Here is a 24,082-nt window from a genome sequence, read left to right as displayed (position 1 = left end):
CGGGCTTATTGGGGTTCACGCTGGTGCCAGTCGGTCACCTGTTGGAACTGATGGGCGGCGTTCAGCAGGCGCGCCTCGGAGAAGTAGTCTCCGATAATCTGCAGCCCCACCGGCAAGCCGTCAACAAACCCGGCCGGCACCGACATGGCCGGAATACCCGCCAGGTTGATGGCGATAGTGAACACGTCTTCCAGGTACATGGACACCGGATCGGTGTTCTTCTCGCCCTGTTTGAACGCCGGCGTCGGCGACACCGGGCTCATCAGCACGTCCACTTCCTTGAACGCATTGATGAAATCCTGCTGAATCAACCGGCGCACCTTCTGGGCCTTCAGGTAATAGGCATCAAAGTAACCGGCGGACAGGGCATAGGAGCCCACCAGAATCCGGCGCTTCACCTCGTTACCAAACCCTTCCGCCCGGGTGCGGGTGTACATATCCATCAGGTCTTTCGGATCTTCACAGCGATAGCCGTAACGCACACCGTCAAACCGGGACAGGTTGGCGGACGCCTCTGCCGGCGCAATCACGTAATAGGCTGCGATGGCCAGCTTCGCGTTCGGCAGCGACACTTCCTTCACCGTCGCACCCAGCTTTTCGTACTCGCGAATCGCGTTACGAACCTGCTCTTCCATAGCCGGAGACAGCTGGTCGCTGAAGTATTCCTTCGGCAAGCCAATCTTCAGGCCTTTCAGCGGCTCGTTCAGGGTGGCCGTGTAATCCGGAACCTCCCGGTCGATGCAGGTGGAATCCTTCGGATCGTGCCCTGCCATCACATTCATCATCAGCGCCGCATCTTCAGCGGTACGCGCCATCGGCCCGCCCTGATCCAGGGAAGAAGCAAAGGCGATCATTCCATAGCGAGACACCCGGCCGTACGTCGGCTTCAGGCCAGTAATGCCACACAGCGCCGCTGGCTGGCGGATAGAGCCGCCGGTATCCGTGCCCGTCGCCGCCGGCACCAGCCGCGCCGCTACCGCAGCGGCAGAACCGCCGGAAGAACCACCCGGCACCCGCTTGTCACCGCTGGACAGCCCCCAGGGATTGGTCACCGCGCCATAAAAACTGGACTCGTTGGACGAACCCATGGCGAACTCATCCATATTGGTCTTGCCCAGACACACCGCACCGGCCGCCTTGAAATTGGCTGTCACCGTGGCGTCGTAGGGAGGCACAAAATTATCCAGCATCTTCGAACCACAGCTGGTGCGAACCCCGCTGGTGCAGAAGATATCCTTGTGAGCAAACGGCACCCCAGTCCACACCGTGGCCTTACCGGCAGCCCGCATCTCATCAGCGGTCTTCGCCTCAGCCAGCGCCTGCTCGTCGGAGATGGTAATAAAGCTGTTGTACTTGCCGTCTTCCGTTTTCAGACGGTCCAGGAACTGCTGAGTCAGCTCCACACTCGAAATCCTGCCACTCTCCAGCTCTCTGGAAAGCTCTGCTACAGACTTGTTATGCATGATAAATCCCGAAATCTCTGATGGACGACCAAATCACTCAATAACCCTGGGCACCAGATACAACCCATCCTCGGTAGCCGGCGCAATCGCCTGAAACGCCTCCCGCTGATTGGTCTCGGTAACCACATCCGGCCGTAGCTTCTGCACCGCATCCAGTGGATGCGCCATGGGCTCCACCGAATCGGTATCCGCGGCACTCAACTGATCCACCAGATCCAGGATATTACCGAGATCTTTCTCCAGAGCCGAAACCTGCTCGCCGTCCACCTTGATGCGGGCGAGCACGGCAACTTTTTCGATGTCCTCGCGGGAAATGCTCACGTTGCCTCCAATAGGAATAAAAGAGTGTGAAAACAATTTAATGACTGTTCTGAAGCCAGGAATAATGTTTGGAGATGCTTGTGGGTAGGGCTTTCCAAAACTGTGCGGAGCCAAGGATGGCGGAGCCCAAGCGCCACATGGATGTGCCGAAGGAGCGTGTTTTGGAAAGCCTTACCCACAAGCATCTGCGCACCAAAAGAAAGGAGCACCAGACCCTGACTGCAATAAAGCCCGATATATTAGCAGAATCGAAGCCAAGATTGGCCCCGGAACACGCCCAAAAATGTGAGAATGGTAAGCTCCCGCCACAGATGGCGCCTTGCCTGAAAATGGCGCCACTGCTAAAGTTGCCGGATTCTTCTACATCCGCAACCGCAACTCTCAGGTTGAAACTACACTAATGCTGATCAAAAGACTCCGAGGCCTGTTCTCAAGCGACCTGTCCATCGACCTGGGCACCGCCAACACACTGATTTTTGTACGTGATCGCGGAATCGTACTGGACGAACCCTCCGTTGTCGCCATCCGCACCAGCGGGTCCCAGAAAATGGTCGCCGCCGTAGGCGCCGAAGCGAAGCGCATGCTTGGCCGTACCCCGGGCAACATTACCGCCATCCGCCCGATGAAAGACGGCGTGATTGCAGACTTCGTAGTCACCGAAAAAATGCTCCAGCACTTCATCCACAAAGTGCACGAAAACAGCTTCATCACCCCGAGCCCCCGCGTACTGGTGTGTGTGCCCAGCAAATCCACCCAGGTAGAACGCAAAGCCATCCGCGAATCTGCCCTGGGCGCCGGCGCCCGTGAAGTCTTCCTGATTGAAGAGCCCATGGCGGCGGCCATCGGTGCCGGCCTGCCGGTAGAAGAAGCCAGCGGCTCCATGATCGTCGACATCGGCGGCGGCACCACCGAAATCGCCATCATCTCACTGAACGGCATCGTATATGCGGATTCCGTGCGTGTCGGCGGTGACAAATTCGACGAAGCCATCGTCACCTACGTGCGCCGCAACTACGGCAGCCTGATCGGTGATTCCACCGCCGAGCGCATCAAGCACGAAATCGGCTGCGCCTACGAAGGCCTGGAAGTGCGCGAGATCGACGTTCGCGGTCGCAACCTGGCCGAGGGTGTGCCCCGGGCCTTCACCCTGAACAGTGAAGAAATTCTGGATGCCCTGCAGGAATCCCTGGCCCAGATCGTCCAGACCGTGAAAAGCGCCCTCGAGCAGTCTCCGCCCGAACTGGCCTCTGATATCGCCGAGCGCGGCATCGTGCTGACCGGTGGTGGCGCCCTGCTGCGTGGCCTGGACAAACTCATCAGTGAAGAGACCGGTCTGCCGGTGATCATCGCCGAAGACCCGCTCACCTGTGTCGCCCGTGGTGGCGGCAAGGCGCTGGAAGTCATTGATCGCGGTGGCATCGGAATGTTCTCCCAGGAGGGGTGACCCTGTGGGAGGGCTAAGCCATTAAGACCATCTTCGTCCAGGGGCCGGTTCCCGGCTTCAGACTTCTGCTTGTGATTCTGGTATCGGCAGCGTTAATCGCTGCCGATGGCCGTTTTGACAAGCTGGCACCGGTGCGCAGCGTGATTGCTACCGGCCTTGGCCCCGTTTACTGGCTGGGCAACGCGCCCTACCGCTTCAGCGACTGGTTCTCCGGCCTGTTTGTCAGCCGCGACGACCTGCAGCAGGAAAACGAAGAACTCAAAACCCGCCTGCTAATTCTCGAGCGCCGGGCCCTCAAATACGCCGCCCTGGCGTCTGAAAACAACGAACTGCGCCGCCTGCTGAACTCCTCCGAAGTGCTGGATGACCGGGTGATTGTCGGCGAAGTGGTCGCGGTCTCCCCGGACCCTTTCTCCCATGAGGTTGTCATCAACAAAGGCAGCAACGACGGTGTAACGACCGGGCAGGCGGTGCTCGATGCCGAAGGCCTGTTGGGCCAGGTGATCCAGACCAGCCAGTTTACCTCCCGGGTATTGTTGGTGTCGGACAGCAGCCATGCCGTGCCCGTGGAAGTGGTTCGCAACGGCCTGCGCTCGATTCTGCTGGGTAACGGCGAGACCGACGAACTGGAACTGGTGCATGTCCCCGACACTGCCGATATCCGCGAAGGCGATATGCTGGTGAGCTCGGGCCTGGGTGGTCGTTTTCCCCGGGGCTATCCGGTGGCAGAGGTCAGCAGCATTTCCAAGGAGCCGGGCGAGCCCTTTGTGGATATTGTCGCCGTGCCAAAGGCCCGGCTGAACCAGAGCCGCCTGGTACTGGTGGTGTTCCAGCAGAAGGATGAGCCAGCCGAAGCCCCGCTGGTACCGCTCGGAGAAGTGGAGGAGCAGAACTGATGTTGTCGGTGATCAGCTACCCCCTGTTTGCCCTGACGGTTGTGCTGGCGCTGGTGCTCAGTATTTCCTGGTTCCCGGTGGGCTGGTTCGAGTTCCGCCCCGAGTGGCTGGGGCTTATCGTCTTTTACTGGACTTTCCGGGCGCCCGCTCAATTCGGCATCGTGATGGCCTGGTGCCTGGGTCTGTTGCTGGATATCCTGGAATCCACACCGCTGGGCGTCAACGCCATGGCCATGGCCCTGATTGCCTTCCTGGTGCTGACGGTTCATCACCGCCTGCGCATGTATCCCTTGCCCCAGCAGTGTCTGATGGTGTTTCTGTTAGTGGGCATCAACCAGATGCTGGTGCATTTCGTTAAACAGCTGTTCGGCGCCGACACTCCCGGCTTCAGTTACCTATGGCCTGCGCTGACCAGTGCCGTCGCCTGGCCCTTCGTGTCTGGACTGCTCGATAGCCTGAACCGCAAACTCGGATAACCCTATGACCGGCCTGATCCTGGCATCTGCTTCTCCCCGACGTGCCGAGCTGCTGAGCCAGATTGGCGTAAACCACCGGGCCTGCCCGGCGGATATCGACGAAACCCCGCTGGCCGGCGAATCCCCTGAACACTACGTAGAACGGCTGGCCCGGGAAAAGGCCCTGGCGGTTGCTGCTGACCATCCGGAAAACCTGGTGCTGGGTTCAGACACCACCGTGGTATTGGCCGGCGAGATCCTGGCCAAGCCGGAGTCGGATGACCATGCTTGCAGTATGCTGTCCCGTTTGTCCGGGCAAACCCACCAGGTCATGACCGCCGTGGCGCTCGCCAGGGGAAGCGATTGCCAGTCCCGGGTGAGCATCACCGAAGTAACGTTCCGTACCCTGGGCGAGCCGGAAATTCAGGCCTACGTGGCCAGTGGCGAGCCGATGGATAAGGCCGGCGGCTACGGCATTCAGGGCCGTGGCGGTATTTTTGTCAGGGAACTGAAAGGCAGTTACAGTGCCGTAGTGGGATTGCCACTACAGGAAACCGCCGAATTACTCGCTCAGGCCGGTTGTCCGGTCTGGCAGAACTGGCCGCGCAGTAAGGAGAACCAGGCATGAGCGAAGAAATTCTGATCAACGTAACCCCGGTCGAAACCCGGGTGGCACTGGTCGAAAACGGCATGTTGCAGGAAGCCTATATCGAGCGGACCAGCCGCAAAGGCATCGTTGGCAACATCTACAAGGGTAAGGTCGTGCGGGTTCTACCGGGCATGGAAGCAGCGTTCGTGGATATCGGCCTGGAACGGGCGGCGTTTATCCATGCCTCTGACGTAGCCTGCACCCAACAACCCAGCGACGAAGGTGGAGACGGCCCGAAAACCGTGCCCGACATCCGCACCCTGCTGCGCGAAGGCCAGTCCCTGGTGGTTCAGGTTACCAAGGACCCGATTGGCACCAAGGGCGCTCGGCTGACCACCCAGTTATCGATCCCGTCCCGCTATCTGGTCTTTATGCCCGGGGTCAGCCACGTCGGTATTTCCCAGCGCATTGAAGATGAAACCGAACGCGCCCGCCTGAAAACCCTGATCGAAGAAGCCGCAGCCGAAGACAGCGACGTGCAGGGCGGTTACATCATCCGCACAGCGGCAGAAGCTGCCCAGGCGGAAGAGTTGATCGCCGACATGACCTATCTGCACCGGCTGAGTGTGTCTATCAAGGAACGGATCGGCAAGGTGCAGGCTCCGGCCGTTGTTTACCAGGACCTGCCGCTGTTTATCCGCACCATCCGGGACCTGATCCGGCCGCAAACCGAAAAGGTACGCATCGACAGCCGCGAGAGCTACCAGCGGGTGATGGAGTTTGTGCGGGAGTTTGTTACCGAGTTTGCCGACAAGGTTGAGTACTACCCCGGTGAGCGACCGATCTTCGACCTGTATTCCGTGGAAGATGAAATCCAGAAGGCGCTCAGCCGCAAGGTGCAGCTGAAATCCGGTGGCTATGTGATCATCGACCAGACCGAGGCGATGACCACCATCGACATCAACACCGGCGCCTTTGTCGGCCACCGGAACCTTGAAGAAACCATTTTCAAAACCAACCTGGAAGCGGCGCGGGCCATCAGCCGGCAGCTGCGCCTGCGTAACCTCGGCGGCATCATCATTATCGATTTTATCGACATGGAAGACCCGGAGCACCAGCGCCAGGTGCACCGCATGCTGGAAAAAATGCTCGAGCGGGACCACGCCAAGACCAAGATCACCGGCGTGTCGGAGCTGGGCCTGGTTGAAATGACCCGCAAGCGCACCACCGAAAGCCTGGGTCAGGTGCTTTGCGAGCCGTGCCCGATTTGCGACGGCCGGGGTTTCCTGAAAACGGCCGAAACGGTGTGCTATGAAATTTTTCGGGAGATCCTGCGGGTCAACCGGGCCTACGAGGCGGAAAACTACCTCGTGATGGCGTCCCAGAAAGTGGTGGACCGGCTGCTGGACGAAGAATCCGACAATGTGGCCGACCTTGAAACCTTTATCAGTAAGACCATTCGCTTCCAGGTAGAGCCTTTTTACAGCCAGGAGCAGTACGATGTGGTTCTGCTCTGACGCCTGACCGGCGGAACCAGCCGGGGAGTTCTCTGCCATATGTCGAGCCGCGATCAGAACACCGATCAGCCGGAGCTGCCAAAAAGCGGCCCGGTTGGCCGGCTATTGGAGCTGATTGCAGGCGCGGTCTGGTGGTCGATCCTGGTGGTTCTGGTATTGCTTGCCCTGTATGCCGGCATCGGCCGGCAGCTGACCGCCCAGGTCGACCGCTTTTCCGATCGTATTGCGGCTGAAATATCTGCCCAGACCGGGCTGGATGTAGATATTACCCGGCTGTCCTCCAGCTGGAACTGGCTCGACCCGTCCCTGACCGCCTCCGGACTGACCCTCTCCAATCCCGATTCCGGCCGCACCATTGCCGAGCTGGAACACCTGCGCCTGCGGCTGGATTTCCTGGCGTCGGTATCACGGCTTCGGCTGGTGTTCGAGGATTTCGAGGCCGATGGCCTGGTGCTTACCCTGATTCGGGCTCCCGGAGACCAGCTCTCGGACCCGGTCGAGCAGATTGCCGAACTGGAACCGCTCAATGAAGGGGCAGCCCGGGAGTGGCTGAAGCTGGCGGGCCAGTGGTTGTCGGAGCCGGAGGTACGGATTACCCGGGTCAGCCTGGCCATCGGCCAGAACGAGGACGACCTGCGCCATCTCTATATTCCCAGACTTGATTTGCTGTATACCCGTGGGCTGTTCCAGGCTTCCGGTCGTGCCATGCAAAGCGGCACGGCCACCCAGCTAGCCAGCTTTGCGCTGGTAGGGCAGCGTTTTTTCCGGGGCGACTTTACCGGCCAGCTGTATGTAGACGTGGATTCGGGCCGCCTGTTTGATGGCCTGATCGATGACCTGAGCTGGCGCGGCATCCGGGTGGAAGGCTTCGATCTCGGCGGACGGGCCTGGCTGACCTTTGAAAACGGCAACTTGCAGCAGATACAGGGCACCCTGGAAACCCCGTACCTTCAGCTGGGTGTCGGCATGGCGTCACTGGCTCCGCTGGAAGACATCAGCACCCGCTTTGGCTGGCGCCGGGGGGGTGACCTGATGCTGCAGCAATTGCAGTGGCAATGGGATGGCGACCAGGTGGAACCGTTCAGTGTGCGCCTGCTGAACCAGCCCGATTCCTCTGCGCTGGTGGCTGATGCGGTGCCGCTGGGCCCGATCCGGCGGCTGGTGCGGGCTCTGTCTGTCTTGCCCGAGGTGGCCGAAGATGCACTGGACCACTACCGCCCCACCGGCTATCTGGACGACATGCTGCTGGATTTGCCGGAGCAGACCCGGGATTTCATGTTGTCCGGGCAGGTAAGGGGCTTAGGGGTTGAGCCTTGGGGCGGCGCACCTGGTGCCACCGGGCTCAACGGCCGTCTGCAGCTGACAGCCGATCAGGGCTTTGTTGAGCTGGATACCCACCAGCCTGTCACCCTGGGTTTCCCGGAATTGTATACCGGCAGCTGGACTTTTAGCGCCATGACCGGCCGGGTGTCCTGGCAAGTGTCTGGTGGTGTCAGCCGGGTTCGGGCAGATGACCTGGTGTTTTCCTATCAGGACAATACCCGCCTGACCGGTGCCTTCGAGCTGCGGCTGGACCGCGCCGGGGACGACTACCTGGGCCTGCGCGTAGGCGTGGAGAACGCCGAGGCCGGAATGCTGGCGGAATTTGTACCATCGAAAGTGGTCGACGAGGGGCTGTATCAGTGGCTCACCACCCGGATTACCGAAGCCGACATCACCGGCGGCCAGTACTATGGTCACGGCTGGATTGATTCCGGCGCGCCCAAGGGCTCCTTTGTGTCATCCATGTGGTACGAGTTCGAGAATGCCCGGGTTCGCTACGACGACCGCTGGCCGGAGGTAGAGGCCGCCGCCGGCCGGGTTGAAGTCCAGAATGCCGACACCCTGGTTACCCTGAACAGGGCCCGGACCGGGGGCCTTGAGGTCAGCGAAGGCGTGGTCCGGGTGGTGCCGGGCAGTGACGAGCAGCCTACCCGGGTGCTGGTGGATGTGGCATCCGGCGTGCCGGGCGAGGCAGTCGCCTGGTGGATGGCCAACAGCCCCTTGGGCGAACTGGCAGGGCAGGCGGTCAGTGGCGCCGGGTTTGCCGGCCAGTTCCAGCTCGGCCTGAACATCGATATTCCCCTGAGCGATGGCGCTGATACCGCCGTGCAGGCCCGGGTTCAAACCGAAAACGGCGGTTTCCGCCTGCCTGGGCCCGACCTCAGCTGGACCGGAATCCGCACGGACCTGACCTACCACACCGAACGGGGTTTTTCCGGTGGCCCGGTCCATGCCCGTTTTATGGATCAGCCGGTCAGCGTCTCGTTCACACAGAATGCGGCGGGTGATGCACTGTCGATCCGCCAGGACGGCCGCCTGGCCCTGCCGGCGTTCTTGCAGCAGTGGGAGCCGGGTGAGGACAGCAGCTTTGGCCTGGCGGGTACCCTGGATTACAGCGGGCGGATGCGGATTGATGCCAGCGGGCCCTCGAGCATTGTGATGACCTCCGACCTTGCCGGCCTGAACGTAGACTGGCCGGAACCGCTGGGCAAAACCGCCGACCAAACCGCGCAGCTGGAAGCCCGGGTTGATCCTTTCGCTCCGGAAGGTGTGCGCATTACCGGAGACTGGCAGGACCGGATGGCGTTCGACCTGCTCTGGAAGGAGTCTGCCGTGGACCTGCAGTTTGATTACCTGAGCCTGGGCAGCCACCGGCTCACCGATATCACCATCAGCGCGCTGGACCTGGGCGACCGCTGGGTGGTCAATACCGAATCGGAACGGGCCGCCGGCCGGGTTGTTATTCCGCAGGGCGACGGCGTGGTTGAGGTCGACCTGCACACACTGCACCTGAGCCGGGAGGACGCTTCAACCGAACAGGACCAAGCGCCTGAGCTGCTGACCCTGGAGCAACAGCTGGAAGCCTTCCGCCAGCTGGATATTGGCAGCTGGCCGGATGTGGACGGCCGCATCAGTAACCTCAAGCTTGGGGGTGAGTCGGCGGGCAGCTGGAGCTTCCGGTTGCGCCCGGCCCCGCACCAGCTGAATGTGGAGGCCATTGAAGGCCGCCTGGGTGCCCTGGAGCTGACAGGCGACATGGTCTGGCGGGTCGTGGATGACCGGGAAACCACCCGCTTTCAGGGCCAGCTGACCGGCGGTGCCCTGAAAGACCTGGAAGCCCTGACCGGCAGCTCCATCCCCATGACCAACCAGGCCACGGCGGTGGAGCTGGATATTGACTGGCCTGGTGGCCCCAATGATATCGGCCTGAGTGCGCTCAGCGGGGAAGTCAGCGTGCGGCTGGACGATGGCGTGATCCTGGAGCAGAACAACTCGGCCCAATTGTTCCGGGTCTTCAACCTGCTGAACACCGACACCCTGTGGCGCCGCCTGCGCCTGGACTTTTCCGACCTGTACGAGCGGGGCGTGGCCTTTGATGCTATTTCCGGCAAGGCCCGCATCAGTGACGGACTGGTTACCATGGACCCGGAGCTGCAACTGGTGGGCCCGTCCGGTGCCTTCAAGATCAACGGCACCACCAACATGGCCGATGAAAGCCTGGATATGCGACTGGTGGTGGTGTTACCGGTTACCCAGAACCTGCCCCTGGCTGCCATACTGATGGGAGCCAGTGCGCCGATTGGTGGCGCCCTGTTTGTGCTGGACAAGATCCTTGGCGACCCCTTGAGCAAACTGACCAGCGCCACCTACAGTGTCACCGGTAGCTGGAGCGAACCCGAAGTTGATCTGCGCAGTGTGTTTGATACTGCTGAACAGTAAGGAGGGAAGGATGACACAGGTAGCCGCCATACAGATGGTCAGCAGCCACGATGTTGCAGCCAACCTGGACGAAGCCGGGCGCTTGCTGGCCGAAGCCGCAGGGCAGGGCGCGAAGGTGGCCGTGCTTCCCGAGAACTTTGCCGTACTGGCCACGGGGAAGATGCGTGGCTGCGGTGAGCAGGAGGCCGGGCCGGAACCGGTCATCCGCCGTTTCCTGGCTGACCAGGCCCGGCAAAACAAACTCTGGATTGTCGGCGGCTCCCTGCCGCTGGCGAACCGGCCTGACGGCAGCGATATTCCGGACCGGGTGCGGGCCAGCTGCCTGGTGTATGACGACCAGGGCCACGAAGTCGCCCGCTATGACAAAATCCACCTGTTCGATGCCATGGTGGACGATGCCCACGGCCAGTACCGGGAGTCAGACAGCTTCGAGCCCGGGCAGCAGGTGGTTACCGTGGATACGCCGGCGGGCAGGCTGGGGCTGGCAATCTGCTACGACCTGCGCTTCCCGGAGTTGTTCCGGGCGCTACGGGAGCAAGGGGCAGACTGGGTATGCCTGCCCAGCGCCTTCACCTGGCAGACCGGTGATGCCCACTGGCATGCCCTGATTCGTGCCCGGGCCATCGAGAACCAGGTATGGGTGGTGGCAGCCGGGCAGGGTGGTCAGAACAGCGAACGCCGCAAAACCTACGGCCATAGCTTGATTTGTGATCCCTGGGGCGAGGTGGTCTGCGAACTAGAGCAGGGCCCCGGCGTGGTGCTGGCAGACCTGGACCTGGAGCGGCTGGAACAGCTGAGAACCCGCATGCCGGTGTGGCAGCACCGGCGCTTGTAAAGCGGTGGGGCATTGTGCCCCGCCGTGATTACTGCTGCTCGGCGTCGTCAATCCATTCCCGCAGGGCGCGGAACAGTTTTCGGGACTGGCCGGTATTCTTCTCTTTCTCCACATCCTTGCGGGCGTTGCGCACCAGGTTGCGCAGATGCTGCACCTCGGCGGTCGGACAGTAGTCGATAAACTCGCCCACCACCTTGTCGCCTTCGGCGATCATCCGGTCGCGCCAGCGCTCGGCCAGGTGGTGCCGGCGCGTGTGTTCCTCGCTGCCGGCGTGGAAGGCATCAATGGCCCGGCTCACCGTTTCAGGGTCATCTTCCTGGCGGATCACCTTGCCGATGTATTGCAGGTGCCGGCGCCGGGCTTCGCGCTGGTTAATCCGGCGTGATTCCACAATGGCGGCTTTCAGGGTTTCGCTGATGGTCAGCGAGGCCAGTTGTTCATCGCTCAGGTCCAGCATGCGTTTGCCCAGTTCCTGCAGAGCGTGCATTTCCCGTTTGAGCTGGGATTTACTGGGGCCGAAATCTTCCTCGAACTGGTCTTCGTGTTGGTCTGTCATGGCAATAAGGCTTGTCTGTCAGGCGTAGAAAAGGGTGGCCAATCCCAGGAAGGCCATGAAACCGACAACATCGGTTACCGTTGTCAGGATAACGCTGCCGGCCAGCGCCGGGTCAATGTTCCGGGATTTCAGGAACAGCGGCAACACCGTGCCCACCAGGGCCGCAGCTACCAGGTTGATCACCAGGGCAGCGGCAATCACCGCACCAATCAGCCAGTCGTTGAACCAGAGCACCGCGGCGGTCGCCACCACCAGGGCCCATAACAGGCCGTTGAGTACGCCGGAGAGAAACTCCCGGTTCAGCAGCCAGCCTACGTTGGCGCCGCTGATCTGGCCCACGGCCATGCCTCGGATAACCAGGGTCAGGGTCTGGCTGCCGGCAATGCCGCCCATGCTGGCCACGATAGGCATCAGTACCGCCAGAGCCACCACCTTGGAGATGGTTTCTTCAAACAGGCCGATGACTGCCGAGGCGGTAAAGGCGGTAATCAGGTTTACGCCCAGCCAGACGGCCCGGCGCTTGGTGGTTTTCATCACCGGGGCAAAGGTGTCTTCGTCTTCATCCAGGCCGGCCATGCTCATCAGGGAATGGTCGGCGTCGTCCCGGATAACGTCGACCACGTCATCGATGGTGATCCGGCCGAGCAGGCGGTTGGTTTCATCCACCACCGGTGCGGAGATCAGGTCGTAGCGCTCGAACAGGGTGGCAACCTTGGTGTCGGACAGGGTGACGTGGATCGGCTCTATATCGGTATCCATAACCTCCCGCACGGTGGCGCCGGGATTGGATACCAGCATGCGGGTAATGGGCAGAATACCGATAAATTCGTCGCGCCGGCTGACCACAATCAGGCTGTCGGTCATCGGCGGCAGGGTACGGTGCCGGCGCAGGTAACGCAGAACAACGTCAATGGTGATGTCCGGGCGCACCGTCACCGTATCGGTGTTCATCAGACCACCGGCGGTGTCTTCCGGGTACGAGAGTACTTCCTCTACCCGCTGCCGGTCCTGCTCGTCCATGGTATCCAGGACTTCCTGGATCACCGTATCCGGCAGCTGCTGCAGCAAGTCGGCCAGGTCGTCCGATTCGAAGTCTTCCAGCAGGTTGGCCAGTTCCTGGGCGTTGAACTCGCTCAGGAAGTCGGCCCGGATGTCGTCCGACATGTACTGGAGGACTTCACCTTCCAGCTGCTTGTCGACCAGCTTCCACAGCAAAACCCGCTGCCGTGGCGGGGAAGATTCCAGCAGGTGGGCAATATCACTGGGGCTCAGGCCGCCATTCAGGATGCGCGCTACCTGTTTGAGGGCACCACTGTCTAGGGCCTCACTGAGGGAGCGAAGCCGCTGTCGGGCCTGACTTTTTTCCAGAATGTCGGTCATGAAACCACCTGCGATCAGAAAACCTTTGTATTATAGCGGAGTTAGGTTACACAGGTGAGGAAGACTTGTAGGTGAATGGCGAAGTTTTATTCACCCTCGCCGAAATAGTCGTCGATCAGTGCAACCAGGGCGTCGATGGCTTCCTGTTCGTCCGGGCCATCGGCGGCCAGCTCCACTTCGGTACCCTGGCTGGCGGCCAGCATCATCACCTGCATGATGTTGCGGGCATCCACTTCCCGGCCCTTGGCCTTCAGGGTGATCTTGCTGTCAAACCGGGAGGCGGTGGTGACCAGCTTGTTGGTGGCCCGGGCGTGCAGCCCGAGCTTGTTGATAATGGTGATGGGGCGGCAGATCATGGCGGCTCAGATCTCCCCCCGGGCTTGCAGGTGAGGCAACTCGGTATGGCGCACCTGCACGTTGCGGTACTGCTTGCGGAAGTAAGCGCCCAATTGCTCGCACACATACACCGACCGGTGCTGGCCACCGGTGCAGCCGATGGAAATGGTCATGTAGCTGCGGTTGCTGTCGGCAAAGGACGGTAGCCAGGTGTTCAGGAAACCGGTGAGGTCGTCCACCATTTGCCCGGTCAGCGGTTCCCGCTCCAGGAAATCGATTACCGGCTGGTCGGTGCCGGTGTGCTTGCGCAGGCTGGTGTCCCAGTACGGATTGGGCAGGCAGCGCACGTCGAATACATAATCGGAATCCACCGGCACGCCGTGCTTGAAACCGAACGACTGGAACAGCAGGGCGATTTCCTGTTCCCTGCGGCCGGCCACCCGCTGTTTCACCATGTCGCGCAACTCGTACATGGACAGGCCGGTGGTGTTGATATACAGGTCGGCCAGCTTCGACAGCGGTTCCAGCAGCTGTTTCTCGTTGCTGATGGCTTCGCGCAGGGAGGTCTTGTCGTCGCTCAGGGGGTGCTTGCGCCGGGTGGCGTGGAACCGCTGCAGCAGGGATTGCTCGTCGGCATCCAGGAAGATGATTTCGATCTCGATCCCGGTATCACCCAGCCGCTGGTAGATGTCCTCGAAATTGGCCAGTTCACCGGACAGGTTGCGGGCATCGATACTGACCGCCATTTTCTTCAGGCGGCCGGGGGCCTCGTGGGCCACGGCTTCCCGGGTCAGGGGAAACAGCAGGCCGATGGGCAGGTTGTCTATGCAATAGAACCCCAGGTCTTCCAGTACGTGCAGTGCCGTACTCTTGCCCGACCCGGACCGGCCACTGACGATGATCAGCTTCATGGTTAGGCTTCTCCCGTACTTTGACAGCCCTCGGTTACTGGCTGTCGGTGGTCATGCCCTTATACAGGGAGTCGGCATCCTGGCATTTGCGCAGGCGCTCGCAGAATGCGCTGTCGTTGAAACGTTCGGCAAGCTGGCTCAACAGCTCCAGGTGCTCGCTGGTGGCTTCTTTGGGCACAACCAGGGCGAACACCAGGTCTACCGGCTGGTTGTCGATGGCATCGAAGTCCACCGGCTCGGCCAGGGTCATCAACACTCCGATTACCCGATCCAGGCCTTCCAGGCGGCAGTGGGGTATGGCGATACCCTGCCCGATACCTGTGCTGCCAAGACGCTCCCGGGACACCAAGTTGTTGAAGATGTCGTTATCGTTGAGAGTCTCGTCCTGATAGTGAATCCGCTCGGCAATAAACTCCAACACCCGTTTCTTGCTGGACGCCGGTACCTGGCACAGCGTCAGTGCCGGGGCCAGGATGTTGTCGATGGTCAGGGATGTATCGCTCATGGATTAACTGTGAACCCGTAAAAAAAAGGCTGCGGCCGGTAGCCCTGCCGCAGCTCGTTCGATTGAATTACCCGGTAGCCTGCGCCTGAAGGCGCTTAGCCGTTACCGTGCATCCGGTCTACGTTCTTTTCCTTGTGCTTGAGGATCTGGCGGTCAAGCTTGTCCACCAGGGCATCGATTGCCGCGTACATATCCTCGTTTTCAGCCTTTGCGTGAACCTCGCCACCCACAACGTGGAGGGTAGCTTCGGCCATCTGGCGAACTTTCTCAACTTCCAGCGTCACCTGACAGTTACTGATGTGGTCAAAGTGGCGCTCAAGCTTCTCGAACTTGGTGTTGACGTAATCCTTCAGTGCAGGGGTCAGTTCTACGTGATGGCCTGAAATGTTGAGTTGCATTGGCGTCTCCTGTTGTCATCATGCCGGCGTTCCGCCGGACTGAGTACCAGGGCTTCGTGCCCCGGTGAATATTGGTAAACGATTGTCGGTAAAGGCTTAAACCAGTCGCTTGCGTTCGTTCGAAGGAGGTATGTGCATGGCCTCCCGATACTTGGCCACGGTGCGCCGGGCCACGTTGATACCCTGTTCCCCTAGCATGGCCGCAATTTTGCTGTCGCTCAACGGCTTTTTCGGGGTTTCCTCTGCAATCAGTTTCCTGATCATGGCACGAATTGCCGTAGAGGAACACTCCCCGCCTTCGGCGGTGCCCACGTGGCTGGAGAAGAAATACTTCAGCTCGAAGATGCCCCGGGGTGTGTGCATGTATTTCTGGGTGGTTACCCGGGAGATGGTGGACTCGTGCATCTCCACGGCCTGGGCGATGTCCGACAGGATCAGGGGCTTCATGGCCTCCTCGCCCTGGTCCAGGAAGCCCTGCTGGTGCTCGACAATGCGGGTGGCCACTTTCAGCAGGGTTTCGTTACGGCTCTGCAGGCTCTTGATGAACCACTTGGCTTCCTGCAGCTGGTCGCGCAGGTAGGTGTTGTCGGCGCTGCTGTCGGCCCGGCGAATCAGCGAGGCGTAGCTGGCGTTCACCCGGATGCGCGGGGCAATTTCCGGGTTCAGTTCCACCCGCCACCGGCCTTCATGCTTGCGTACGATCACATCGGGGATTACGTAGTCGGTATCACCGTGATCAATCACATCCCCCGGTTTCGGGTTCAGGCTGGTAATCAGGGCCAGGACTTCCCGCAACTGGTCTTCCTTCAACCGGCTGCGGCGCAGCAGCTGTGCGTAGTCACGGTTGCCCAGCAGGTGCAGGAACTGGGTGACAACCTGGCGCGCCTGGCGCAGCCAGGGGGTGTCCGGTGGCAGCTGGTTCAGCTGGATCAGCAGGCATTCCTGAAGGTCCCGGGCAAACACACCCGGGGGGTCGAAATGCTGCAGCCGGTGCAGCACGGCTTCCACCTCATCCAGGTCCAGTGGGTCTTCATCGCTGTCTTCACGCAGGCCGGCGTGGATTTCGTCCAGCGGCGAGGTGAGATAGCCCCGGTCGTCCACGGCGTCCATCAGGGCGTGCGCGATGGCCTGGTCCCGTTCGCTCAGGGGGGTGAGGTTCAGCTGCCATTCCAGGTGATCCCGCAGGGTTTCCGTAGGGGAGTTGCGGGTTTCGAAGTCCGAGTCGTTCTCGTCGTCGTCTTTTGGAGTGCTGGCCGGGGCGGTTTGGTAGATGTCTTCCCAGGCGGTATCGACCGGCAGGTCGTCAGGAATGGTGTCGGTAATGTCGTTTTCCGAGTTCCAGTCCGGCCCGTTTTCGGATTCGTCCCAGTCGTTGCTGCTTTCCGGGGCGTTGTCATCCTGGGCGCTGGCGGTTTCGTTATCCTGGTCGTCAGAACTTTGCGGTTCGGTGGTGTCATCCGGGCCGTGGTCGTCGTCCTCGGCGGTTTCCAGCATGGGGTTGGAGTCCAGCGCCTGCTGGATTTCCTGCTGGAGATCGAGGGTAGAAAGCTGCAACAAGCGAATGGCCTGCTGCAACTGGGGCGTCATGGTCAGGCTCTGGCCCAGTTTTAGCTGTAACGAGGCTTTCATAACCATGGCTTTAGATCCATAACAGACTGGTATCCCGGTAAAAAATCGAATTTCCTTGCAAGATCTTTGCCGAGTTTACTTGTTACCGTTCTGCAACACAATCAGACCTCGGTGAAAGGGCGGGGCGTTCCGCTTAAAGGCGGAATTCGTCCCCGAGATACACCTCTTTTACCTGCTGGTTGGCGAGGATGGCCTCGGAGTTGCCGGAGGCAATGATGTGGCCGCCGGACACAATGTAGGCGTTCTCACAGATATCCAGGGTTTCCCGCACATTATGGTCGGTAATCAGTACGCCAATGCCCTTATCCCGCAGGTGCCGGATAATGTGTTTGATGTCGCTGACGGAAATGGGGTCTACCCCGGCGAAGGGCTCGTCCAGCAGGATGAAGGCAGGCTCCATGGCCAGGGCCCGGGCAATTTCCACCCGGCGACGTTCGCCACCGGACAGGGCCATGCCGAGGCTGTCCCGGATATGGGTGATGTGAAATTCTTCCAGCAGCTCTTCCAGCTTGGCTTCCCGGCCGGCCCTGTTCAGGCCCTTGCGGGTTTCCAGGATGGCCATGATGTTGTCCCGCACGGTGAGTTTGCGGAATACCGAGGCTTCCTGGGGCAGGTAACCGATACCCTTGCGGGCGCGGCCGTGCATGGGCAGCGGAGTGATGTCCTGGCTGTCGATGGTGATGCGGCCCCGATCTGCCGGCACCAGGCCTACGATCATGTAAAAGCAGGTGGTTTTGCCGGCGCCATTGGGGCCCAGCAGGCCGACGATTTCTCCGGAGCGGATCTCCAGGGAAACATCCAGGACCACTTTTTTCTGCTTGTAGCTTTTGGCCAGATTACTGGCCCTGAGTACTGCCATCAGAACCTTCCCCGTTGCTGGACTGGCCGGTGTTACGCGGCTGGATGACCATTTCGACCCGGCCGGAACCGCCGGTTTCTGTACTGCCGCCCTCGGCGGTAACCACCCGGCTGACCGTATTGTAATGAATAACATCACCCTTGAAGGTGTTGCCCGCCTGTTCGATGACGGCCTGGCGCTCGAAGGTCAGCTGGTTGTCTTTTGCGGCCCAGGTAATGTTCAGGGCGCTGGCATTGGTCATGCCTTCGCCTTCCCGGGAGGGCTGGCGGTAATGGGCGGGAGATCCGCTGGCTTCAATGCGGCTCAGGCCCTGGTCGTCCCGGTACAGCACCACCCGCTGGGCTTCCAGCCGGGTGCGGCCCTGCACCAGTTCCACCTCGCCGGTGTAGGTGGCCACGCCGGCGCTGTCATCCAGCCGGGCGGAGTCGGCACTCACCTGGATGGGGGTGTTCGAGTCCATATCAAAGGCCATCGCCGGGGCGGCCAGCATCAGCGCGGCAGCCAGCAGCGCCGGCGGATAAAAACGGAGCTTACCTGACGGTTTCATATTGCCCTTCCACCCGGGAGTTGAGTTCCAGTATGCGTTGATCAATCCAGGCCTTCATTCCGGTGGCCTGGGTGGTACCGAACGGCTCGGTAATGGTTACCGGCAGGTCGGTGAATACGGTGCCTTCGTTGTTGTCCAGGGTCAGCGCTTCGGTGGCCAGCGTGGCCCGGGAGTCGCCGCTGGTGCGCAGTACGGTCACGTTACCTTCCAGGTGCATCAGCCCCTGAGATTGCAGCAGGCTACCTGCATCGGCTTCAATTATCCACGGTTCGGCCTCACCCTCGCCGAACAGGCGGGCGCGCGGGTCTGTCATCCTGGCGCTGCTGTCGTGATCGAACTGCTCGATGCGGGGGCTGGTCATGTGGATTTCCAGGGTGCCCTGTTCATTCCAGGCCCGGTAGTCGGCGCCCACCACGAAGCCGTCCGGCTCGGCGGGGCCCCGAAGCTGTGCCGCTTCGGGATCGGGTACCGGTGGCTCGCCGCTTTGCCACATCAGGTAAACCGTGGCGGCAACCGTAGCCGCCAGGGCCAGGGTGCGCAGCCAGGGTGTGCCGGCCTGTGAGGAAAAGAACCGCCGGATCATGCCCGGTCGTCCTGTGATTCGGCCAGGTAGGGGGCCAGGGTGTTTTCCAGCTGGCCCTGGGCCCAGAGAATCAGTTCGCAGGCTTCGCGCACGGCGCCCTGACCGCCCGCTGCCTGTGTGCAGTAGTCGGCATGCCGGCGTACCAGCCAGTGGCCGTTGGGCACGCTGATGCCAAGGCCCGCGTACTGCAGGGCAGGGAGGTCCGGCAGGTCATCGCCCATGTAGCCGATTTGCCCGGCGGTAATGTCCATGTCAGCCACCAGTTCCTGCAAGGCCACCCGCTTGTCTTCCCGGCCCTGCATCAGGTGGCTGATGCCCAGGTCGTTCATGCGCTTTTCGGTGAGCGGCGAGCGCCTTCCGGTAATCACCGCCACGGTAATGCCGGCATGCATCAGCTGTTTCAGGCCCAGGCCATCCAGGATGTTGAAGGTTTTCAGCTCGTCGCCGCCGGCGCTGAAGTACAGGCGGCCATCACTCATAATGCCGTCTACGTCAAAGGCCACCAGGCGGATGGCGGCGGCTTTGGCTTTCAGTGCGTCGTTCCACTGGTTTTGCAGGGGGTGAACCATGCCGGTCATTCAGATAACCCCCGCGCGCAGCAGGTCGTGCATGTTGATGGCGCCGGTCAGCTGGCCGTTTTCATCGGTGACCGGCAGGGCGTTGATCTTCAGTTCTTCCATCATGTTCAGGGCTTCGGCGGCCAGGTGGTCGGCGCGGATGGTTTTGCCGTGGCGGGTCATGACATCCCGGATGACAGTGGTGTGCACATCCACGGATTTGTCCAGGGTACGGCGCAGGTCGCCGTCGGTGAAGATGCCGGTCAGTTCGCCCTTTGTATTCACTACCGTGGTCATGCCCAGGCCCTTGCGGGTGATTTCCAGCAGCGCGGTGCTGAGGCTGACATCCTCGAAGACTTTCGGAATCGCGTCGCCAGAATGCATGATGTCGGAGACCCGCAGCAGCAAGCGCCGGCCCAGGCTGCCGCCGGGGTGGGAGAACGCGAAGTCTTCCGCGCTGAAGCCGCGGGCTTCCAGCAGGGCAACGGCCAGGGCATCGCCCATCACCAGGGTGGCAGTGGTGCTGGATGTGGGCGCCAGCCCCAGGGGGCAGGCTTCAATAGCCACGCTGACATCCAGGTTGGCAATGGCTTCCTTGGCCAGGACCGAGTTGGGGTTGCCGGTCATGCTGATCAGCGGAGCGCCCATGCGCTTGATCAGGGGCAGGATGGTAACCACTTCGCTGGTGCTGCCACTGTTGGAGATGGCAATGACCACATCCTGCGGGGTAATCATGCCCATGTCGCCGTGGCTGGCTTCGCCGGGGTGGACAAAGAATGAAGGAGTGCCGGTGCTGGCCAGGGTGGCGGCAATCTTGTTGCCGATGTGGCCGGATTTGCCCATGCCGGTCACCACCACGCGGCCCTTGCAGGCCATGATGACCTCGCAAGCCCGGGTGAAGTCGCCGTTAATGCGGCCTTCAAGGGCTTCGATAGCTTCCCGTTCGATGCGGATGGCCCGCAAGGCAGAGGTGCGGTAGTCCTGGCCACCTGAAGAATTGGAGTCTGTCATCTCGGCTGGTTTTCCCTCTGTCCGCTTGCTCGGTCTGGCTGCCCCGGCTACCATCCGGGCCGTGAGCGATTGGCTGGCAAGTATATCATTTATGAACCTCTTGTCTTAATGTAGGCGCTCCCCGAGAAGGATGGATTATGGAGTCATCTGCTTACATAACACTTAAGGATGTGGTGTTTTCCCGAGGTGGTCGCCGCATTTTCGACGGCGTAACGCTGGACATACCCAAGGGCAAGATCACCGCCATTATGGGCCCCAGCGGCACCGGCAAGACCACGCTTTTGCGCCTGATCGGCGGCCAGCTAAGGCCGGATTCCGGGAAGGTTACCGTGGACGGCCACAATGTGCCGGCCCTCAAGCGCAAAGACCTATACCGGCTGCGGGAAAAAATGGGCATGCTGTTCCAGAGTGGCGCCCTGTTCACTGACCTGAGCGTTTATGAAAACGTTGCTTTCCCCCTTCGGGTTCACACAAAGTTGCCGGAAGACATGATTCGCGACATCGTGCTGATGAAGCTCGAAGCCGTGGGCCTGCGTGGTGCCCGCAAACTCATGCCTTCCGAACTGTCCGGCGGCATGACCCGCCGGGTCGCACTGGCCCGAAGTATTGCCCTGGACCCGGAACTGATCATGTACGACGAGCCCTTCGCCGGGCAGGACCCCATTGCCATGGGCGTGCTGGTGAAGCTGATCCGGGATCTGAACAGTTCCATGGGGCTGACCAGCGTGCTGGTCTCCCACGATGTGCCGGAATCCCTCAGCATTTGCCACTACGCCTGTATCCTGGCGGACGGCAAGGTGATCGGAGAAGGTACTCCGGAGGAGTTGCGCGAGCATCCGTCTGACCGAGTCCAGCAATTTCTGAATGGCCAGCCCGATGGCCCGGTGCCGTTCCATTATCCGGCCAGCGATGCCGCTGCGGACTTCGGCGTAACCGGAGGCGCACTATGATCGACCGTATTGCCGACCTGGGCCGTGGCGGGCTGGATGTCATTTCTTCCTTTGGCCGGTCCGGGCGCTTCCTGGTGGGCGTTCTGGCAGGCATTCCCCGGCCGGCGACCGGGTTCCCGCTGTTGCTGCGCCAGCTGTATTTTGTCGGCGTACTTTCGCTGGCCATTGTGGTGGTGTCCGGGCTGTTTATCGGCATGGTGCTGGGCCTGCAGGGCTACACCATTCTCAGCGATTACGGCTCCGAAGCTGCGATTGGCCAGATGATCGCCCTTACGCTGGTGCGAGAGCTGGGGCCGGTGGTAACGGCTCTGCTGTTTGCCGGTCGGGCCGGTTCCGCACTGACTGCAGAGATCGGCCTGATGAAAGCCACCGAGCAGCTCTCCAGTATGGAGATGATGGGTGTGGACCCCTTGCGCCGGGTGATTGCGCCCAGGCTCTGGGCCGGATTCATCGCCATGCCGGTACTGGCTATCATCTTCTCTGTAGTGGGTATCTGGGGCGGCATGCTGGTTGGCGTGGACTGGCTGGGCGTGTTTGAAGGCGCGTTCTGGGGCAATATGCAGTCGTCAGTGGATTTTGTGGATGACGTGCTGAATGGCGTTATCAAGAGCGTGGTGTTCGGGTTTGTCTGCGCCTGGATTGCGGTGTATCAGGGCTATGATTGTGTGCCCACCTCCGCCGGCATCAGTTCTGCCACCACCAAAACCGTTGTTTATTCATCGCTGGCGGTGCTCGGGCTGGACTTCGTCCTGACGGCCGTCATGTTCGGCGATTTCTGATCAAATTTTCAGGGAGCCTGCAATGGCACAAAGAACCACAGAAGTAATCGTAGGCCTGTTCATGATCGCCGGGTTGGCCGCCCTGCTGTTCCTGGCATTGCAGGTGAGCGGACTGTCGCCGAAATCGGCCGGTGATCGTTACACCCTCTATGCCAACTTCAATGACACCGGAGGCCTGGCGCCCCGGGGCAAGGTGTCGATGGCGGGTGTAACCATCGGTGCCATCGAATCCATCGAGTTGGATACCGAAACCTTCCAGGCTCGGGTAGTGCTGGCTATCGATGCCGGCATCGACAATATCCCGGCGGACAGTGCAGCAGTAATACGTACATCCGGCCTGCTGGGAGATCAGTACATTGATATATCTGTTGGTGGCGACCTTGAGTCCCTGAACCCGGGCGACACCTTTTATTCCACTCAGTCCGCCATGAACCTGGAGCGGCTGATCAGTAACTTTGCCTCCGGACGCTGATGCCGGGCAGAGCACAGAAACGAATACGGGAGAACACAATGCTTGCCCTGAAACAACGATTCATCTGGATGTTTGCCATGGTTGCCCTGGTGGCGGGCCAGGCCTGGGCCGGTCCGGAAGATGACCTGAAACAGTATGTAGACGAAAACACCCAGAAGCTGGTGCAGAAGCTCAATGAAGAAAAGGGCCTTTACGAGCAGGACCCGGAAGCCTTCTACGCCAGCATGGATGAAACCCTGGACCAGTTTGTGGATTTTCGCCGCATTGCGGCCCGGGTGATGGGGCGCTACGCTCGCCAGACTTCCCCCGAACAGCGGGACGAGTTTGTGGCCAAGTTCAAGCGCAGCCTGTTCGATAGCTACGCCCAGGCGCTGGTGAGTGCCGAGAACTTCGAAATCAACGTGCTGGACGCGGAAATCCTGGCTCAGAACGACGACCGTGCGTCTGTGCAGATGGAAGTAATCAGCGCGTCCGGCAACCGCTATCCGGTCACCTACTCCATGTACCGCAATGGCGAAGGCCGCTGGATGATGGAGAACGTCATTGTGGAAGGCGTGAACATTGGCCTGGCGTTCCGGGATCGATTTGCCCAGGAAATGGAACAGAATCGTGGCCAGGTTCAGGCCGTGATCGATGGGTGGGGCGATGCCGTTGAAGCCCTGAAACTTGATGAAGAGCTGGACCGTTCATGACTGCTCCGGCTGTCGAGCTCTCAGGTAATACACTCGCCGTAACCGGTGAGGTGAATGCCGATACCGTGATCGCCCTGCGCAAGCAGGGTGAACAATTGATCGGGGCGGCCAGCGGCCCGTTAACCGTTGACCTTTCCGGCCTGGCCACCGCCCACAGTGTGGTGTTGTCCATGCTGTTGTGCTGGCACCGGCTGGCCCTGGAAAAACAGCAACCCCTCACATTTCAGGGTGCCAGCGACCGCCTGTTGTCGTTGGCCGCCCTCAGCAATCTGGAAGACCAGATTCCCGGATTTGCCACACACAGCTGACCGGCGCCCGGGAATTGGTTACAATTCCGCCCCTGATTTCAAACCAGTCGAGGAATCCCTATGGACGCCGCCCAGGTTACCGAACTTGTGAAAGAAGCCCTGCCCGGTTGCGAGGTTCAGGTACAGGTCGATGGCAGCCACTACCTTGTGGTTGCTGTGGGTGACGTATTTGAAGGCCTGCCCACCATCAAACGGCAGCAGATGATCAACAAGGTACTGTTCCAGCACATTATGGACGGCACCATTCACGCCCTTCACCCGAAAGCCTACACCCCGAGCGAGTGGGCCGAGCGGCAGGCCCAGGCCTGAACAGCACAGGACAAGTAT

General features: G+C 60.8%; 27 protein-coding genes. 13 read left to right on the top strand and 14 right to left on the bottom strand.

What is annotated here, in order from left to right; all coding sequences use genetic code 11:
- Positions 1-5: 5 nt before the first annotated feature.
- On the bottom strand, positions 6-1,463 hold the full coding sequence (gene gatA / locus AQ621_RS09855) for an Asp-tRNA(Asn)/Glu-tRNA(Gln) amidotransferase subunit GatA (protein WP_058341311.1): 1,458 nt from the start codon (positions 1,461-1,463) through the stop codon (positions 6-8).
- 33 nt (positions 1,464-1,496) lie between these two features.
- Positions 1,497-1,784 carry an Asp-tRNA(Asn)/Glu-tRNA(Gln) amidotransferase subunit GatC gene (gene gatC, locus AQ621_RS09850; protein WP_014422114.1) on the bottom strand — a complete coding sequence of 96 codons (288 nt, stop codon included), beginning with the start codon at positions 1,782-1,784 and terminating at the stop codon, positions 1,497-1,499.
- A 403-nt stretch (positions 1,785-2,187) separates the two neighbouring features.
- On the opposite strand from gatC, the gene AQ621_RS09840 reads away from it, so the two are divergent.
- Genes AQ621_RS09840 through AQ621_RS09810 form a run of 7 tightly spaced genes read left to right on the top strand, consistent with a single transcriptional unit; the run spans position 2,188 to position 11,282 of the window.
- A complete protein-coding gene (locus AQ621_RS09840) occupies positions 2,188-3,228 on the top strand; it encodes a rod shape-determining protein (RefSeq protein ID WP_036219800.1) in 1,041 nt (346 codons plus the stop codon).
- A 29-nt stretch (positions 3,229-3,257) separates the two neighbouring features.
- A complete protein-coding gene (gene mreC, locus AQ621_RS09835) occupies positions 3,258-4,124 on the top strand; it encodes a rod shape-determining protein MreC (RefSeq protein ID WP_082641021.1) in 867 nt (288 codons plus the stop codon).
- The gene (gene mreD / locus AQ621_RS09830; protein WP_022989687.1) at positions 4,124-4,600 is read left to right on the top strand and encodes a rod shape-determining protein MreD; all 477 of its coding nucleotides are present in this window, start codon (positions 4,124-4,126) and stop codon (positions 4,598-4,600) included. The genes mreC and mreD overlap by 1 nt, the downstream gene beginning before the upstream one ends.
- A gap of 4 nt (positions 4,601-4,604) precedes the next feature.
- Positions 4,605-5,207 (top strand): Maf family protein, encoded by a 603-nt coding sequence (locus tag AQ621_RS09825; RefSeq protein WP_058341309.1) that lies wholly within the window; start codon positions 4,605-4,607, stop codon positions 5,205-5,207.
- Positions 5,204-6,685: a ribonuclease G gene (gene rng / locus AQ621_RS09820; protein ID WP_022989685.1), complete on the top strand. Its 1,482-nt coding sequence runs from the start codon at positions 5,204-5,206 to the stop codon at positions 6,683-6,685. The genes AQ621_RS09825 and rng overlap by 4 nt, the downstream gene beginning before the upstream one ends.
- A gap of 39 nt (positions 6,686-6,724) precedes the next feature.
- Complete coding sequence (locus tag AQ621_RS09815; RefSeq protein ID WP_058341308.1) at positions 6,725-10,447, top strand: YhdP family phospholipid transporter; 3,723 nt, start codon at positions 6,725-6,727, stop codon at positions 10,445-10,447.
- 10 nt (positions 10,448-10,457) lie between these two features.
- Positions 10,458-11,282 (top strand): carbon-nitrogen hydrolase family protein, encoded by an 825-nt coding sequence (locus AQ621_RS09810; RefSeq protein ID WP_058341307.1) that lies wholly within the window; start codon positions 10,458-10,460, stop codon positions 11,280-11,282.
- 28 nt (positions 11,283-11,310) lie between these two features.
- Here AQ621_RS09810 and yjgA read toward each other — a convergent pair whose 3' ends face one another.
- The 12 genes from yjgA to AQ621_RS09750 form a co-directional block, all read right to left on the bottom strand.
- The gene (gene yjgA, locus AQ621_RS09805) at positions 11,311-11,838 is read right to left on the bottom strand and encodes a ribosome biogenesis factor YjgA (RefSeq protein WP_022989682.1); all 528 of its coding nucleotides are present in this window, start codon (positions 11,836-11,838) and stop codon (positions 11,311-11,313) included.
- Between the two features lie 18 nt (positions 11,839-11,856).
- On the bottom strand, positions 11,857-13,218 hold the full coding sequence (mgtE, locus tag AQ621_RS09800; protein WP_058341306.1) for a magnesium transporter: 1,362 nt from the start codon (positions 13,216-13,218) through the stop codon (positions 11,857-11,859).
- Between the two features lie 86 nt (positions 13,219-13,304).
- Positions 13,305-13,574 (bottom strand): HPr family phosphocarrier protein, encoded by a 270-nt coding sequence (locus AQ621_RS09795; protein WP_022989680.1) that lies wholly within the window; start codon positions 13,572-13,574, stop codon positions 13,305-13,307.
- Between the two features lie 6 nt (positions 13,575-13,580).
- Complete coding sequence (rapZ, locus tag AQ621_RS09790; RefSeq protein ID WP_058341305.1) at positions 13,581-14,465, bottom strand: RNase adapter RapZ; 885 nt, start codon at positions 14,463-14,465, stop codon at positions 13,581-13,583.
- A gap of 34 nt (positions 14,466-14,499) precedes the next feature.
- On the bottom strand, positions 14,500-14,970 hold the full coding sequence (ptsN, locus tag AQ621_RS09785; RefSeq protein WP_058341304.1) for a PTS IIA-like nitrogen regulatory protein PtsN: 471 nt from the start codon (positions 14,968-14,970) through the stop codon (positions 14,500-14,502).
- Between the two features lie 95 nt (positions 14,971-15,065).
- Positions 15,066-15,368 (bottom strand): ribosome hibernation promoting factor, encoded by a 303-nt coding sequence (hpf, locus tag AQ621_RS09780; RefSeq protein ID WP_022989677.1) that lies wholly within the window; start codon positions 15,366-15,368, stop codon positions 15,066-15,068.
- Positions 15,369-15,464: 96 nt separating this feature from the next.
- Positions 15,465-16,997, bottom strand: a complete 1,533-nt coding sequence (locus AQ621_RS09775; protein ID WP_058341437.1) for an RNA polymerase factor sigma-54 — start codon at positions 16,995-16,997, stop codon at positions 15,465-15,467.
- A 133-nt stretch (positions 16,998-17,130) separates the two neighbouring features.
- Positions 17,131-17,856: an LPS export ABC transporter ATP-binding protein gene (lptB, locus tag AQ621_RS09770; RefSeq protein ID WP_058341303.1), complete on the bottom strand. Its 726-nt coding sequence runs from the start codon at positions 17,854-17,856 to the stop codon at positions 17,131-17,133.
- On the bottom strand, positions 17,834-18,403 hold the full coding sequence (lptA, locus tag AQ621_RS09765; RefSeq protein WP_058341302.1) for a lipopolysaccharide transport periplasmic protein LptA: 570 nt from the start codon (positions 18,401-18,403) through the stop codon (positions 17,834-17,836). Before lptA ends, lptB begins: the two co-directional genes overlap by 23 nt.
- A complete protein-coding gene (gene lptC, locus AQ621_RS09760) occupies positions 18,387-18,986 on the bottom strand; it encodes an LPS export ABC transporter periplasmic protein LptC (protein ID WP_058341301.1) in 600 nt (199 codons plus the stop codon). Before lptC ends, lptA begins: the two co-directional genes overlap by 17 nt.
- Complete coding sequence (locus tag AQ621_RS09755; protein ID WP_058341300.1) at positions 18,983-19,564, bottom strand: KdsC family phosphatase; 582 nt, start codon at positions 19,562-19,564, stop codon at positions 18,983-18,985. The genes lptC and AQ621_RS09755 overlap by 4 nt, the downstream gene beginning before the upstream one ends.
- Entirely contained in the window at positions 19,565-20,554 is a 990-nt protein-coding gene (locus AQ621_RS09750; RefSeq protein WP_058341299.1) for a KpsF/GutQ family sugar-phosphate isomerase, read from the bottom strand. It abuts the gene before it with no gap.
- A gap of 137 nt (positions 20,555-20,691) precedes the next feature.
- Here AQ621_RS09750 and AQ621_RS09745 point away from each other — a divergent pair, with 137 nt between their 5' ends.
- The 6 genes from AQ621_RS09745 to AQ621_RS09720 are packed head-to-tail and all read left to right on the top strand — an operon-like array spanning position 20,692 to position 24,064.
- The gene (locus AQ621_RS09745) at positions 20,692-21,504 is read left to right on the top strand and encodes an ATP-binding cassette domain-containing protein (protein WP_058341298.1); all 813 of its coding nucleotides are present in this window, start codon (positions 20,692-20,694) and stop codon (positions 21,502-21,504) included.
- Positions 21,501-22,283: a lipid asymmetry maintenance ABC transporter permease subunit MlaE gene (gene mlaE / locus AQ621_RS09740; RefSeq protein ID WP_058341297.1), complete on the top strand. Its 783-nt coding sequence runs from the start codon at positions 21,501-21,503 to the stop codon at positions 22,281-22,283. Before AQ621_RS09745 ends, mlaE begins: the two co-directional genes overlap by 4 nt.
- 22 nt (positions 22,284-22,305) lie before the next feature.
- The gene (gene mlaD, locus AQ621_RS09735) at positions 22,306-22,755 is read left to right on the top strand and encodes an outer membrane lipid asymmetry maintenance protein MlaD (RefSeq protein WP_058341296.1); all 450 of its coding nucleotides are present in this window, start codon (positions 22,306-22,308) and stop codon (positions 22,753-22,755) included.
- Between the two features lie 38 nt (positions 22,756-22,793).
- Positions 22,794-23,447, top strand: a complete 654-nt coding sequence (locus AQ621_RS09730; protein ID WP_058341295.1) for an MlaC/ttg2D family ABC transporter substrate-binding protein — start codon at positions 22,794-22,796, stop codon at positions 23,445-23,447.
- Complete coding sequence (locus AQ621_RS09725) at positions 23,444-23,755, top strand: STAS domain-containing protein (RefSeq protein WP_058341294.1); 312 nt, start codon at positions 23,444-23,446, stop codon at positions 23,753-23,755. The genes AQ621_RS09730 and AQ621_RS09725 overlap by 4 nt, the downstream gene beginning before the upstream one ends.
- 60 nt (positions 23,756-23,815) lie before the next feature.
- A complete protein-coding gene (locus tag AQ621_RS09720) occupies positions 23,816-24,064 on the top strand; it encodes a BolA family protein (RefSeq protein WP_022989665.1) in 249 nt (82 codons plus the stop codon).
- The last annotated feature ends 18 nt before the right edge of the window (positions 24,065-24,082 follow it).

The organism is Marinobacter sp. P4B1, from assembly GCF_001447135.1.
GTDB classification, from domain to species: Bacteria; Pseudomonadota; Gammaproteobacteria; order Pseudomonadales; family Oleiphilaceae; genus Marinobacter; species Marinobacter vinifirmus.
The sequence above is the reverse complement of the archived record's forward strand: the minus strand, read 5'-3'. Positions and strand labels throughout refer to the sequence as shown.